The 12,634-nt window shown below is 72.5% G+C and carries 14 protein-coding genes; 9 read left to right on the forward strand and 5 right to left on the reverse strand.

Translation table 11 applies throughout. The features are described from left to right. Window positions 1–73: 73 nt before the first annotated feature. Window positions 74–1,480 carry a class II 3-deoxy-7-phosphoheptulonate synthase gene (locus I4J89_RS18425; RefSeq protein WP_196415221.1) on the forward strand — a complete coding sequence of 469 codons (1,407 nt, stop codon included), beginning with the start codon at window positions 74–76 and terminating at the stop codon, window positions 1,478–1,480. Continuing rightward, a complete protein-coding gene (locus tag I4J89_RS18430; protein WP_196415222.1) occupies window positions 1,473–2,492 on the forward strand; it encodes a threonine aldolase family protein in 1,020 nt (339 codons plus the stop codon). The genes I4J89_RS18425 and I4J89_RS18430 overlap by 8 nt, the downstream gene beginning before the upstream one ends. Here the strand turns inward: I4J89_RS18430 and I4J89_RS18435 are convergent. After that, window positions 2,456–3,172, reverse strand: coding sequence for a CTP synthase C-terminal region-related (seleno)protein (locus I4J89_RS18435; RefSeq protein WP_196415223.1), 717 nt, complete (start codon window positions 3,170–3,172; stop codon window positions 2,456–2,458). The genes I4J89_RS18430 and I4J89_RS18435 overlap by 37 nt on opposite strands. Before the next feature lie 39 nt (window positions 3,173–3,211). Between I4J89_RS18435 and I4J89_RS18440 the strand changes: the two genes are divergently transcribed. Then, on the forward strand, window positions 3,212–4,120 hold the full coding sequence (locus I4J89_RS18440; RefSeq protein WP_196415224.1) for a LysR family transcriptional regulator: 909 nt from the start codon (window positions 3,212–3,214) through the stop codon (window positions 4,118–4,120). On the opposite strand, the gene I4J89_RS18445 is transcribed toward I4J89_RS18440, so the two are convergent. The 3 genes from I4J89_RS18445 to I4J89_RS18455 all read right to left on the reverse strand — a co-directional run bounded on the left by I4J89_RS18445 (window position 4,094) and on the right by I4J89_RS18455 (window position 7,818). Beyond that, on the reverse strand, window positions 4,094–4,957 hold the full coding sequence (locus I4J89_RS18445) for a deoxyribonuclease IV (protein ID WP_196415225.1): 864 nt from the start codon (window positions 4,955–4,957) through the stop codon (window positions 4,094–4,096). The genes I4J89_RS18440 and I4J89_RS18445 overlap by 27 nt on opposite strands. Continuing rightward, entirely contained in the window at window positions 4,948–6,927 is a 1,980-nt protein-coding gene (gene pknB, locus I4J89_RS18450) for a Stk1 family PASTA domain-containing Ser/Thr kinase (RefSeq protein ID WP_196415226.1), read from the reverse strand. Before pknB ends, I4J89_RS18445 begins: the two co-directional genes overlap by 10 nt. A gap of 132 nt (window positions 6,928–7,059) precedes the next feature. Then, window positions 7,060–7,818: a hypothetical protein gene (locus I4J89_RS18455; protein WP_196415227.1), complete on the reverse strand. Its 759-nt coding sequence runs from the start codon at window positions 7,816–7,818 to the stop codon at window positions 7,060–7,062. 36 nt (window positions 7,819–7,854) lie between these two features. Here I4J89_RS18455 and I4J89_RS18460 point away from each other — a divergent pair, with 36 nt between their 5' ends. Then, entirely contained in the window at window positions 7,855–8,205 is a 351-nt protein-coding gene (locus I4J89_RS18460; RefSeq protein WP_196415228.1) for an Rv2175c family DNA-binding protein, read from the forward strand. 9 nt (window positions 8,206–8,214) lie between these two features. Here the strand turns inward: I4J89_RS18460 and I4J89_RS18465 are convergent, their stop codons facing one another. Next, window positions 8,215–9,285 carry a polyprenyl synthetase family protein gene (locus I4J89_RS18465; RefSeq protein ID WP_309238366.1) on the reverse strand — a complete coding sequence of 357 codons (1,071 nt, stop codon included), beginning with the start codon at window positions 9,283–9,285 and terminating at the stop codon, window positions 8,215–8,217. Window positions 9,286–9,361: 76 nt separating this feature from the next. Here I4J89_RS18465 and metF point away from each other — a divergent pair, with 76 nt between their 5' ends. The 5 genes from metF (at window position 9,362) to I4J89_RS18490 (ending at window position 12,576) form a co-directional block, all read left to right on the forward strand. After that, on the forward strand, window positions 9,362–10,285 hold the full coding sequence (metF, locus tag I4J89_RS18470) for a methylenetetrahydrofolate reductase [NAD(P)H] (protein WP_196415230.1): 924 nt from the start codon (window positions 9,362–9,364) through the stop codon (window positions 10,283–10,285). Between the two features lie 7 nt (window positions 10,286–10,292). Further along, the gene (locus I4J89_RS18475) at window positions 10,293–10,961 is read left to right on the forward strand and encodes a CDP-alcohol phosphatidyltransferase family protein (RefSeq protein ID WP_196415231.1); all 669 of its coding nucleotides are present in this window, start codon (window positions 10,293–10,295) and stop codon (window positions 10,959–10,961) included. Between the two features lie 108 nt (window positions 10,962–11,069). Next, entirely contained in the window at window positions 11,070–11,507 is a 438-nt protein-coding gene (locus I4J89_RS18480; RefSeq protein ID WP_196415232.1) for an HNH endonuclease, read from the forward strand. Between the two features lie 58 nt (window positions 11,508–11,565). Continuing rightward, window positions 11,566–12,033: a MarR family winged helix-turn-helix transcriptional regulator gene (locus I4J89_RS18485; protein WP_196415233.1), complete on the forward strand. Its 468-nt coding sequence runs from the start codon at window positions 11,566–11,568 to the stop codon at window positions 12,031–12,033. A gap of 45 nt (window positions 12,034–12,078) precedes the next feature. Continuing rightward, complete coding sequence (locus I4J89_RS18490; protein WP_196415234.1) at window positions 12,079–12,576, forward strand: hypothetical protein; 498 nt, start codon at window positions 12,079–12,081, stop codon at window positions 12,574–12,576. Window positions 12,577–12,634: the final 58 nt, after the last annotated feature.

Below are 12,634 nucleotides of genomic sequence, written 5' to 3' on the forward strand. Positions count from 1 at the left end.
CTGTCTATCACACCCCCTCCCGGGGGGGCCCGGGGCCCATCTCCGGCCCCCCCGCTTCCGTAGGCTTTCCGGTATGCGCCGCGAGTGGCATCAACTCAGTCACCCCGGGGTGGGCAACCCGGCTTTCCAGACGTCCCGCCCGTCCACCGACTCCGCCGAGGACTCCGCTCTCGGCCTCGACCACTGGCGGAGCCTGCCGCGCGTGCAGATGCCGCCGTGGCCGGACATGGGCGAGGTGGCCGAGGTCTGCAAGGTCCTCGACAACGTGCCCTCGATCGTCGCCCCCTACGAGGTGGACCAGCTGCGGGTCCGGCTGGCCGAGGTGTGCGAGGGGCGGGCGTTCCTGCTGCAGGGCGGCGACTGCGCGGAGACGTTCGCGGACAACACCGAGAGCCATCTGCTGGCCAACGCGCGCACGCTGCTGCAGATGGCGGTGGTGCTGACCTACGGCGCGTCGATGCCGGTGGTCAAGGTGGCCCGGGTGGCCGGGCAGTACACCAAGCCGCGGTCGTCGATGACCGACTCGCTGGGGCTCCCGGCGTACCGGGGTGACCTGATCAACTCGCTGGACGCGGACGAGGCGGCCCGCGTCGCCGATCCACAGCGCATGATCCGGGCGTACGCGAACTCCGCCGCGGCGATGAACATGCTTCGCGCGTACCTCTCGGGCGGCCTGGCCGACCTGCACGGCCTGCACGACTGGAACAAGGATTTCGTCCGCGCCTCGCCGGCAGGCGAGCGCTACGAGGCCATCGCCCGGGAGATCGACCGCGCGCTCGACTTCATCCGGGCGTGCGGGATGACCGACAGCGAGGCGCTGCGGACGGTGAGTCTGTACTGCTCGCACGAGGCCCTCGCGCTGGAGTACGACCGGGCGCTCACCCGGGTGAGCGACGGCCGCGCCTACGGCCTCTCCGGCCACTTCCTCTGGATCGGCGAGCGCACCCGCCAGCTGGACCACGCGCACATCGACTTCATCAGCCGCATCGCCAACCCGATCGGCGTGAAGCTGGGCCCCGGCACGTCGCCGGAGACCGCGATCGAGCTCTGCGAGAAGCTGAACCCGCAGAACATCCCGGGCCGGCTCACCCTGATCAGCCGGATGGGCAACGGCAAGGTACGCGACACCCTTCCCCCGATCGTGGAGAAGGTGACCGCGACCGGTGCCAAGGTGGTCTGGCAGTGCGACCCGATGCACGGCAACACCCACGAGTCGTCGAACGGCTACAAGACCCGCCACTTCGACCGGGTCGTCGACGAGGTGCTCGGCTACTTCGAGGTGCACCGTGGCCTGGGCACCCACCCCGGCGGCATCCACATCGAGCTGACCGGCGAGGACGTCACCGAGTGCCTCGGCGGTGCTCAGGGCATCGAGGACCTCGACCTCCCGGACCGGTACGAGACCGCCTGCGACCCACGCCTGAACACCCAGCAGAGCCTGGAACTGGCCTTCCTGGTGGCGGAGATGCTCCGTGGCTGACCTTCGTTCCGACACCGTCACCCGGCCCACCGCGGGGATGCGCGAGGCGATGGCGACCGCCGCGGTGGGCGACGACGTCTTCGGCGACGACCCGACGGTCAACGCGCTGGAGAACCACGTCGCCGCCCTGTTCGGGCACGAGGCCGCCCTGTTCGCCCCGTCCGGCACGATGGCCAACCAGATCGCCCTGCAACTCGTCGTCCCGCCGGGTGGCGAGCTGCTGTGCGGTGCCGACGCGCACGTGGTCACGTACGAGCTGGGCGCCGCCGCCGTGCTCGGCGGCATCTCCACGCGTACCTGGCCGTCCGACGGCGCGGCCCTGGACGTGGACCGGATCGCCGCGATGGTCCGCCCGGCCGGCTACCCGTCGGTGCCGACCGCCGCGATCGCCGTGGAGCAGACCCACAACCTCGGCGGTGGCGGCGTGGTCTCCCTGTCGGTCTTGCGTGACCTGCGCGCGGTGGCCGACGCACACGGGCTCGCCCTGCACTGCGACGGCGCCCGGATCTGGCACGCCCACGTCGCCGACGGGGTGCCGCTGGCCGAGTACGGCGGACTCTTCGACACCCTGTCGGTCTGCCTCTCCAAGGGCCTCGGTGCGCCGGTCGGCTCACTGGTGATCGGCAGCCACGAGAAGATCGCCCGGGCCCGGCTCCTCCGCAAGCGGATGGGCGGCGGCATGCGGCAGGTCGGCATCCTCGCCGCCGCCGGCCGGTACGCCCTCGACCACCACGTGCGGCGGCTCGCCGAGGACCACGAGCGGGCCCAGCGGCTCGCCGAGGCCCTGGCGCCGTACGGGGTGGTGGATCCGGCGCAGGTGCGGACCAACCTGGTGCCGCTGGACCTGTCGAAGTCCACGGTGGACGCGCCGACGCTGGCCGCCGAGGCGGCGAAGCGGGAGGTGCTGATCGCCGCGATGCTGCCCCGGACGGCGCGCCTGGTCACCCACCTCGACCTGGACGACGCCGCGGTGGATCACGCGATCGCGGTCCTGAGCGAGCTGCTCTCCTGACGCGCCGCGGCGGCCCGGACGAAGCCCCGGATCACCGGATGCGGGTCCGAGCCGTCACCGGCCAGTTCCGGCTGGAAGAGCGTGGCCAGGTAGAACGGGTGGCCGGGTAGCTCGGCCACGCGTACCTCGCCGGCGTCGTCGTGCCCGGTGAAGCGCATGCCGTGCGCTCGCAGCAGATCCAGGTGCGCGGATGCCAGGCCGTAGCTGCAGTGGTACCGCTCGACGGTGCGGGGCGCGCCGAGCAGGCGTTCGATGAGCGAGCCGGGTTCCAGGTCGATGGCGGCCTCGTGCCCGGCGAGCGAGCAGGCCAGTTCGACGACCAGCTCGTCGTCGCCGGCCGGACCGTACTCGGCGTGCTGGGCGCCGCCGAAGCCGCAGACGTCGCGGGCGAATTCCAGCATCGCGTGCTGGAAGCCGCCGCAGGTGCCCAGGAACGGGATGCCGGCGGTGCGGGCGAGCCGGGCCGCGGCGATCGCGCCCTCCGGGCTCCGGTACGGACTGCCCGGCACCATCCAGACGCCGGAGAACCCGCGGAGAGCCTCCGCGTCCTCGGCGTCCGGGGTGGGGAGCCAGTAGACGTCGATGTCCTCACTGTCCCGGAGCGCATCGAGGATGGCGGGGATGCGGACATGGGCGCGGACGGCCGGGGAACGGTCACCGACCAGGGCGATCGTAATCATGAGCTCATCCTCGGCCGCCGGGTGCGATCACGTCCAACGATGACTGATGACATCGGCATTAGCATCGCTGATGTGGATCCGCATCTGCTGCGTACCTTCGTCGCCGTCGCCGAGACCGGCTCCTTCTCAGCGGCCGCCCAGCGGCTGCGCTACACCCAGTCGGCGGTGTCCCAGCAGATCGCCGCACTCGAGGCGGACCTCGGCACGGCACTGCTGACCAGGCGGCCCGTCGCGCTCACCACGGCCGGCGAGCGACTGCACCGGCACGCCAACCTCATTCTGGTACGCCTGGAAGCCGCCCGCGCCGACGTGACCCGCGCGATCGCCCCGCCCGGCCGGTTGATCCTCGGTCTCACCCCGCTGGCCTGGAGCGAGCCGGTCTCCGCCGCGCTCGCCCGGATCCGGGGCGACTCCGCGCGCCTGCGCAGCCACGTGCTCGTCGACGGCCGGGACCGGATCGTCACGGCCGCCGCCACCGGCGAGATCGACCTCGCCCTGGTCGACGGGTTCACCGCCCCGAACGATCCGTTGCGCCTGCCCGAACCCGGTGCACAGGTCGCGGTGGGTGTGGCCGGAAGCCCGGCGGTGGTGGCGGTTCCCGACCGGCACCCGCTCGCCCGGCGGGCCGCGCTGGACCTCAATGACCTCGCGGACGCGTACTGGATCGACGCACCCATGGTGGCGCCGTTCTCCCGGCTCCCGGTCGACGGCCTGCGGGCCGGGCTGCGCTACGAGGGCGCCGACGTCACAGTCCTCACCGGCCTGGTCGCGGCCGGGCACGGCCTGATCGTGCTGCCGGCCCCGCTGGTCGAGCGGCGGCCCGGCCTGACCGGCGTGCCGATCGCAGCACCCCGGCTGGTGCACCGGGTGGAGCTGCTCCGCACCCCGAACGACGAGGAGCCGGCCGGCCGCCTGGCCGCGTTACTGGGAGCGCAGCCCCTTCAGTAGGGCGATGTCGGCGGCGTGGCCCTCGTGCTCCTCGGTCGGCGTCTCGACGATGATCGGCACGCCGGCCGTGGCCGGATGGGTGAACAGCTCGGCGAACGGGGCCGTGCCGATCCGGCCCTTGCCGATCGTCTCGTGCCGGTCCCGGGTGGAGCCGCACTCGTCCTTCGAGTCGTTCGCGTGCACCAGCTGGAGCCGTCCCGGTCCGGCCGCGGCGACCAGGGCGTCCAGCGTCTCAATCATGCCGCCCGGGGTGGCCAGGTCGTGGCCGGCCGCCCAGGCGTGGCAGGTGTCGAAGCAGACACCCAGCCACGGGTGGCCCTCCACCGCCGCCAGGTACGCCTCCAGGTCCTGCACCTTCGACGCCAGGCTGCGCCCGCCGCCCGCGCTCGGCTCGACCAGCAGCCGGGGCAGTCCCTCCGCGGCGGCCCGGTCCAGCAGCGGCAGCAGCGACTCGCGCAGCTGGTGCATGGCCTTGTCGGCGTGCGCCTCGTCGACCGAGCTGCCGGCGTGGAAGACGACCGCGGTCGCGCCGATCGCCCGGCCGCGCAGCAGCCCGTGCTCCAGGGTCGCCACCGAGCGCTCCACCGTCAGCTCGGTGGGCGAGCCCAGGTTCACCAGCAGCGAGGCGTGGATGTACGCGGGCAACCCCCGCTCACCGCACCCGTCGCGGAACAGGGTGTCCTGTTTCGGGTCGCCCGGAGGCAGTGCCCAGCCGCGCGAGTTGGAGACGTACACCTGAAGTGTCTCCGAGCCCGCCGCGTCGGCGTACGGGAGGGCGGCCTTGGCCAGCCCTCCCGACGTCTTCGTGTGCGACCCGATCCGGCGGTCTAGAGACACGTGAGAGCGACCTCGGTCTGCGGCGGCACCTGGGTATTGGGCCCCGGGTTCTGCGCACGGACGAACCCGTTCGGGTTGATGTCCAGCCGGGCTCGCAGGTTCATCCCCTGGAGGGTGGCCTGCGCCTGCGGGCACGGCTGGTTGGTCAGGTCCGGGACGGTGATCAGCGGCGGGCCCTTGCTGACGTCGAGGGTGATCTCGGTGTTCTTGGCCACGCCGGTGCCCGGCTTGATCGACTGGGCGAGGATCGTGTCGGCCGGCTGGTCGCTGTCCTTGGGGCGCTCGAGCGCCGTCAGGCCCAGCGTCTGAAGATCACCGCGCGCCTGGTTGATGTTCTTGCCGACCAGGTTCGGCACGGTGATCGGCGCACGGCCCTTGCTGACCACGACCGTGACGGTCGCACCCGGCTTGAGCTGCTCACCCGCCTTCGGGCTGGTGGAGATGACCACGCCCTCGGGTGCGGTGTCGCTGAACTGGCTCTTGCCTTCCTTGACCTTGAGCCGGAGGCTCTCCAGCTCGGCCTTGGCGACCGCCAGCTCGATGCCGACCACGTCCGGCACGGGGTGGACCTCCGGGCCGAGCGACAGGTTCACGGTGATCGTGTCGCCCTTGACGATCTTCTTCTGCGGGCCCGGGTTCTGGCTCACCACCGCGTCCTTGGGAACGGTGTCGCTGTAGATCCCGTCACCGGTGAGGACCTCGAAGCCCTTCTCGCCGGCGAAGGCGACGGCCTGCGCGCTCGTCATGTTGACGAGCGTCGGCGCCTCCGTGTACCGCCCCAGCGTCACCCACCAGGTACTGCCCAGGATGACCACGGCCATCAGGGCGATCAGTGAGGTCATCACCACGCGGCGCCGGTCGGCGAAGAACCCGCCGGCGGCGGGGGAGGCGGCCCGCCGGTGCGGCATGCCACGGCCTCCGCCCTGCTCGGGGAGCCGGGCCCAGGTGGGCCGGTGGGAGGCGTGGTAGGTGCCGGCGGGCACCGGCGGCACGATCGCGGTGGCGTCGGCGGACTGCACGGTCGGCACGAGGCTGGTGGCGTCCGACGCCCGGGACGGGACCTGCCGCAGCAGCGCCGTCTCCACGTGCACGGTGCCGAGGCCGTCCCGGACCGCCTGCACCTCGCTGAGGAGGGCGCCGGCGTCGGTGGGCCGGGAGCCGGGGTCACGGCGGGTGGCCCGGGCGACCAGCCGGTCCAGCACGCCCGGCAGGCCGGGTGTGACGGTCGACGGCGCCGGCACGTCGTTGTCGACGTGCTGCCAGGCGACCTCGACCGGCTCCGCCCCGTCGTACGGCACGCGGCCGGTGAGCATCTCGAAGAGCACGATGCCGGCCGAGTAGACGTCGGTGCGGGCGTCCGCCTGACCGGTCTGCACGAGTTCCGGAGCCACGTACGCCACGGTCGCCATCAGCTGGCCGGACTCGTCGACGGTGCTGGCCTCGATGGCCCGGGCCAGACCGAAGTCGGCAACCTTGACCACCGCGTCGACCAGGTCGGCGGTGCCGCCGCTGGGCGCCTCGGCAACCAGCACGTTCTCCGGCTTGACGTCGCGGTGGACCAGGCCGGCGCGGTGCGCGGCGGCGATCGCCGCGAGCATCTGCTCGAGGATCGCGAGCGCCTCGACCGGGCTCAGCTTGTGCCGCTGGCTCAGCAGGTCACGCAGCGTGCGGCCCTGCACGAACTCCATCACCAGATAGGGGAGTCCCTGGTGGCGGCCCTGGTCGTAGACGGCCACGACGTTCGGGTGGGTGAGCCGGGCGATCGTCTTCGCCTCGTCGGTGAACCGGTCGACGAAGTGCACGTTGGTGGCTTGCGAGGGGTGAATGATCTTCAGGGCGACGGTGCGCTCGAGCCGCTCGTCGGTGGCCCGGTAGACGGTCGCCATGCCACCACGGGCGACGCGACCGGTGATCCGGTAGCGCCCGTCAATCGTTGTGCCGATCAACGTATCGGCGACTGTGGTGTCCATCGGCGTGAAGTGTATGTGTCTTTCCGGTGGGGGTACGTCAGGATGTCACAGCTGAGTCCAAACGGGTACCCAGACCACCTGTGACCTGCACTGATCCCTTCTCGCCAGGCTGCGCAAAAAGGATCTTCCCGACTAATGCCGGTTCCGCCGGTGGTGATGGTGGCCACTGTCTCCGGCGCTCGGGCTGACATTCGGCACAGCTTCGGCCGATCCGCTCGGGTTCGCGGATGGGCCCGGTTCGCCCGAATTGCCGGGCTCGGCGGAGGGCTCTGCCGAGGTCCCGGAGGGTGCCGGGCCGGCGTTGCGCGGCGGAGTGGCCGACGGCGCCGTGGGCGTCGGTGCCGGCGGGGTGGGGCAGTGGCACTCCGGGTCGGCCGGACGGGTGGCGGGCCGCGGGGCCGGGCGCTGGGACGGGGTGTCCCCGGCGACCGGGATCGTCGTGGCCGGTTGCCCGGCCGGCCCGGCGGCCACCGGTGCGGCGCCACCGGCCGCCACGGCGGGCGTGGTCCGAGGCCGCCCGGCGGTCACCGGTCCGGAACCCAGGCCTGCCTCGTCAGAGCCGGAGCCGGTCGCCGGCGCCGCGGCCGGAGGAGCCCCCGGCGAGCCCGGCGACTGCTCCGCGAACACCGTGGTCGCGGCGAAGTAGGAGCCGCCGGCGCCGAGCACGGCGAGCAGGCAGAACGTAGTAACCGCGACAAATCGCCTCGGGGGTCGGGCATCCACGTCCGGCTGCGAGACGGGCAGATCCACCAGGGACCCCGGGAAGGTGCTCATCCCGGTCGAGGTGACGTCCGGCCCGCCGGTCGGCTCCACCGGCCGCCGGCCCAGGTCGTAGCGCAACGAACGCCACGCACCGGCCGACTCGTCGCGGATCCTGTGCCACAGGCTCATCAACTGCTCTCCGATCTGGTCTGGCACGCTGTACGAGTGAGTGAACCCGTAACCGCCGGCCCGGCCGGATGGATCAACCTGCCGGACGTTTCCGAGAAGCTCGGCGTGTCGATCAGCAAGGTGCACCAGATGATCCGAGAAGGCGCGCTGCTCGCCGTCCGCCGTGACGGCATCCGGCTGGTGCCCGCGGAACTGGTGGCCAACGACACCGTGCTGAAGCACCTGCCCGGCGTTCTCAACTTGCTGCATGACGCCGGGTACAACGACGAAGAGGCGCTCAAGTGGCTGTACGAACCGGACGAGGCGCTCGGCGGCAACGCGGCGATCGGCCTCGGCGGCCAGCAGGCGCGTGAGGTGAAGCGCCGCGCCCAGGCCGTCGGTTTCTAGCCGGCGACCTCAGACCGAGCGGCGGGTGCTGGCCTCGGCCAGCGCGGCCAGCACGCCGCGGGCCTCGTCCTCGATCGGGGCCTGCCGCAGCGCTGCGAGGGCCTCGGCGCTGAGGACGTCGATCCGCTCCTCGGTCGCCGCCAGGGCCCCGCAGTCGCGGATGACGGCCCGCAGGTGCTCCACACCGGAGTCGTCCAGCTCCGGATCGCCGAGCGCCGCGTCCAGCTCGGCCCGGGCCGGCTCGTCCAGCGCGGAGAACGCCGACGCCACCAGGTAGGTGCGCTTGCCCTCCCGCAGGTCGTCGCCGGCCGGCTTGCCGGTCTGTGCCGGATCGCCGAAGACGCCCAGCACGTCGTCGCGGAGCTGGAACGCCTCGCCGAGCGGCAACCCGAAGGCGGCGTACGCGGCGAACACGTCGGCGCCGCCGCCGGCCAGGGCCGCCCCGAGCAGCAGCGGCCGCTCGACGGTGTACTTGGCGGACTTGTACCGGGCCACCTTCCCGGCCCGCTCCACGGAGGTGTCCGCGGTCGCCTGCGTGAGCACGTCGAGGAACTGCCCGACCGTCACCTCGGTACGCATCTGGTCGAAGACCGGCCGGGCCCGCGCCAGATCGGCCAGCGGCAGCCCGGAGCCGTGCAGCATCTCGTCCGACCAGACCAGCGCCAGGTCGCCGAGCAGCACCGCCGACGAGTCGCCGAACCCCGCCGGGTCACCCCGCCAGCCCGCGCCGATGTGCCGTGCCTCGAACCGCCGGTGCACCGACGGCTCGCCGCGCCGGGTGTCCGACCGGTCCATCAGATCGTCGTGGATGAGGGCGCTGGCCTGCACGAACTCCAGTGCCGAGACAGCCGCCACCACCTCGTCGGAATCCACACCGCCGGCGCCCCGGAACCCCCAGTAGGCGAACGCGGGCCGCAGCCGCTTGCCACCGCCGAGGACGAACGCCGCCACGGTGTCGGCCACCTCGTCGAGCGCCGGGTCGATCTCCAGCAGCCGGGCCCGCTGAGTGGCGAGAAACCCGGCCAGAACCTTGTCGACACGCGGCCGCAGGCCGGCCCGCTCAAGGGGAGAAGTTGTCACGGAACTGACGCTATCTGGTCGGCTGTGGCACGGCACGAGCAGATCACCCGCCGTGGGCGCCCGGTACAGTGCCGGTGTGTCTCTCGGTCTTCCCTCCCGCCTGCCCGGCACGCCGTCCATCGGCGAGCTGATCCGCGGGGCGGCCCCGACGTTCTCGTTCGAGTTCTTCCCGCCCAAGACGCCGGAGGGCGAGCGGCTGCTCTGGCAGGCGATCCGCGAGCTGGAGTCGCTGCGGCCCAGCTTCGTGTCGATCACGTACGGCGCGGGCGGCACCACGCGGGACACCACGGTGGCCGTCACCGAGCGGGTGGCGACCGAGACCACCCTGCTGCCGATGGCGCACCTGACCGCGGTGAACCACTCGGTCGCCGAGCTGCGCAACGTGATCGGCCGGCTGGCCGGTGCCGGAATCCGCAACGTGCTGGCGCTGCGCGGCGACCCGCCCGGCGACCCGATGGGCGAGTGGGTGCGGCACCCGGACGGCGTGGACTATGCCGAGGACCTGGTCCGGCTGGTGCGGGAGGCCGGCGACTTCTGCGTCGGGGTGGCCGCGTTTCCGTACAAGCATCCGCGCTCGGCGGACGTGGCGGGGGACACCGCCAACTTCGTCGGCAAGTGCCGGGCCGGCGCCGACTTCGCGATCACCCAGATGTTCTTCGACGCGGACGACTACCTGCGGCTGCGCGACCGGGTGGCGGCGACCGGCTGTGACACGCCGATCGTGCCCGGCGTCATGCCGGTCACCCGGATGGCGACTATCGAGCGGTCGGTGCAGCTCTCCGGCGCGCCGTTCCCGCCGGAGCTGCTGCGGCGCTTCGAACGGGTCGCCGGCGACGAGGCGGCGGTCCGCAAGCTCGGCATCGAGACGTGCAGCGAGATGTGCGCGCGGCTGCTCGACGAGGGTGTGCCCGGCATCCACTTCATCACCCTGAACCGGTCGACCGCGACCCGCGAGGTCTGGCAGCAGCTGGCGCCCACCCAGGTCGCCGCGGCCGCCTGACCCGGCGGTGACCTGGGACGAGTACGCGACAGCCTGGTCCGGGCTGCACGGTGGCTTCGATCCGCGGCGGGCGTCGCCTCTGATCCGGGGGTGGGTGCGTGGGGCGTACCGAATCGGGTCCTGGCTGAGCCGTCACCACATCGCGCCGATCGTGGTGACCGCGACCGGGCTGCTGCTCTGTCTGGCCGTGCCGCTCGCGGCACTGGCCGGGTCGCCGGGTCTCGCGCTCGGCGCGATCCTGGTGCTGCTGGCCGCCGCCGCGGACGGGCTGGACGGCGCGGTGGCCGTGATCAGCGGGCGGACCAGCCGGGCCGGTTTCGTGTACGACTCGATCGCCGACCGGCTGGGTGAGATGGCCTGGCTGGCGGCCTTCTGGGTGGCCGGCGTGCCGGGCTGGCTGGTGGTGGTCGCCGGGGCGGCGAGCTGGCTGCACGAGTACCTGCGGGCGCGTGCGGCGGTGGCCGGGATGGCCGAGATCGGCGCGGTGACGGTGGGGGAGCGGCCCACCCGGGTGGCCGTCACGGTCAGCGGGTTTCTCGTCGCGCCCCTGGCCGCGCTGGTGGCGACGCCATGGGTCACGATCGCCGTGCTGGTCGTGGCCGCCGGCGCCTGGCTGGCGCTGCAGGTCGCCGGCCTGATCCAGCTGACCGTCGCCGTGCGGCGCGCGCTGCGCTGATCTTTATTCGGTTGTCGGGCGTCGATGCCGCGCCTATTTTCTTTGTCAGCAGGCAGGCCTTCTGACCTGCGATTTCCTTCACTTATTCGCTTGCGGAGGTGACGAAGAATGAGCGCGGTCATGGTGCTGAACGCCGACTGCGGGCCGCTGCATCGGGTCAGCCTCCGGCACGCGATTCGGATGCTGTTCCGGCAGGTGGCGGTGGTGCACGAGGCGCAGCCGGACGCGACCATCGGGGTGTTCCCGGTGCCGACCGTGGTGCGGCTGGTCAGCTATGTGGTGACCAGGTGGCGGCGGGGACGCGGACCGGCCTGGTCGCGGGCCGGTGTGCTGGCGCGGGACGGGCGGGTCTGTGCGTACTGCGGGGACACCGCGTCGACCATCGACCACGTGCTGCCCCGCTCGCGCGGCGGCCGTAACGAGTGGACCAACACCGTCGCCGCCTGCGGCCGGTGCAACAACCGCAAGGGTGACCGGACGCCCGCCGAGGCTCGCATGCCGCTGCGCGTGACGCCGACCGCGCCGGTGTGGGCGGTCTTCTCCTGATCAGACGGCCGGCGGGTGCACACGGGGACCCGCCGGCCGTCGCCTTAGGCTGGTTCTCGTGCCCGCGCCCGAACGAGCTCAGCGTGACATCAGCCGCCTCCTCAATGAGGCCGGGCACGTCCTGTCGAACCGGCTCGCCGCCGCGCTCGCCGAGATCGACCTGACGCCCCGGACGCAGTGTGTGCTGGTGCACGCGCTGGAGGAGGAGCGCACCCAGATCCAGCTCGCCGCCCTGGCCGGCGTCGACAAGACCACCATGGTGAGCACCGTCGACGAGATGGAGCGGCGCGGGCTGGCCGAGCGCCGCCCGGCCGCCAGCGACCGGCGGGCCCGGATCATCGCGGTCACCGAGGCCGGCCGGCGCCTGGCCGAAGAGGGCCAGCGAATCGTCGACCGCGTGCACGGCGAAGCCCTCGCCGCCTTCGATCCGGCCCGCCGCGACGCTTTCATCGACCTGCTGACCGAGTTGGCCGGCGCAATCTCACCCACCGGCCCGCAGCCGATCCGCCGCCCTCGCGGTCGCTGAGCCTGGCTATGTCAACAAATCGTTGACTTACGGTAGGCTGCCGGGGTGGCTGATCTGAGTGACCTTCGTGCGATCCCGGCTCGGCGGGCTCGCCTGGACGCCGAGGAACTGGCATTGATCGACCGGGCCCGGCGCGACGGTGCGACCTGGCCGGAGATCGCCGCGGCGCTCGGCCTGGCCAGCCGCCAGGCGGCCGAGCAACGCCGGCTCCGATTGGCCCGGGCCGCCGAGCGCGAGTCCCGGCCGCATCGGGATCAGCTCGATCTGGGGTACGGCCAAAGCGTCCCCGGCCTGCGCGAATCCGCCGTCGAGCTGCACCGGAGGATCGGTGCGGACCGTCGCTGGGACGGCCGGTTCGCTCGCGCCGCTCTGGTGCGCGAGACGCTGTCGGCCGCCCCCGATGCCCCCGCCGGAGCGCTCTTCGACCTGGTCGCCGCCGTGCTGACCGACCTCGCCGGACCGGAGGTCCCCACGCTTCCGGCACCGCTGCGCACGGCAGTGGCGCGACTGCGCGAGACGATGGCAGCCGCCACCCCGGATTGACATCGGTCCACTCAACACCCCAGGATTTGAGTCCTATCGACTCAGGTCTGGAGTGGTG

The sequence above is a fragment of the Actinoplanes aureus genome (assembly GCF_015704865.1).
In the GTDB taxonomy this organism is placed as follows: Bacteria; Actinomycetota; Actinomycetes; order Mycobacteriales; family Micromonosporaceae; genus Actinoplanes; species Actinoplanes aureus.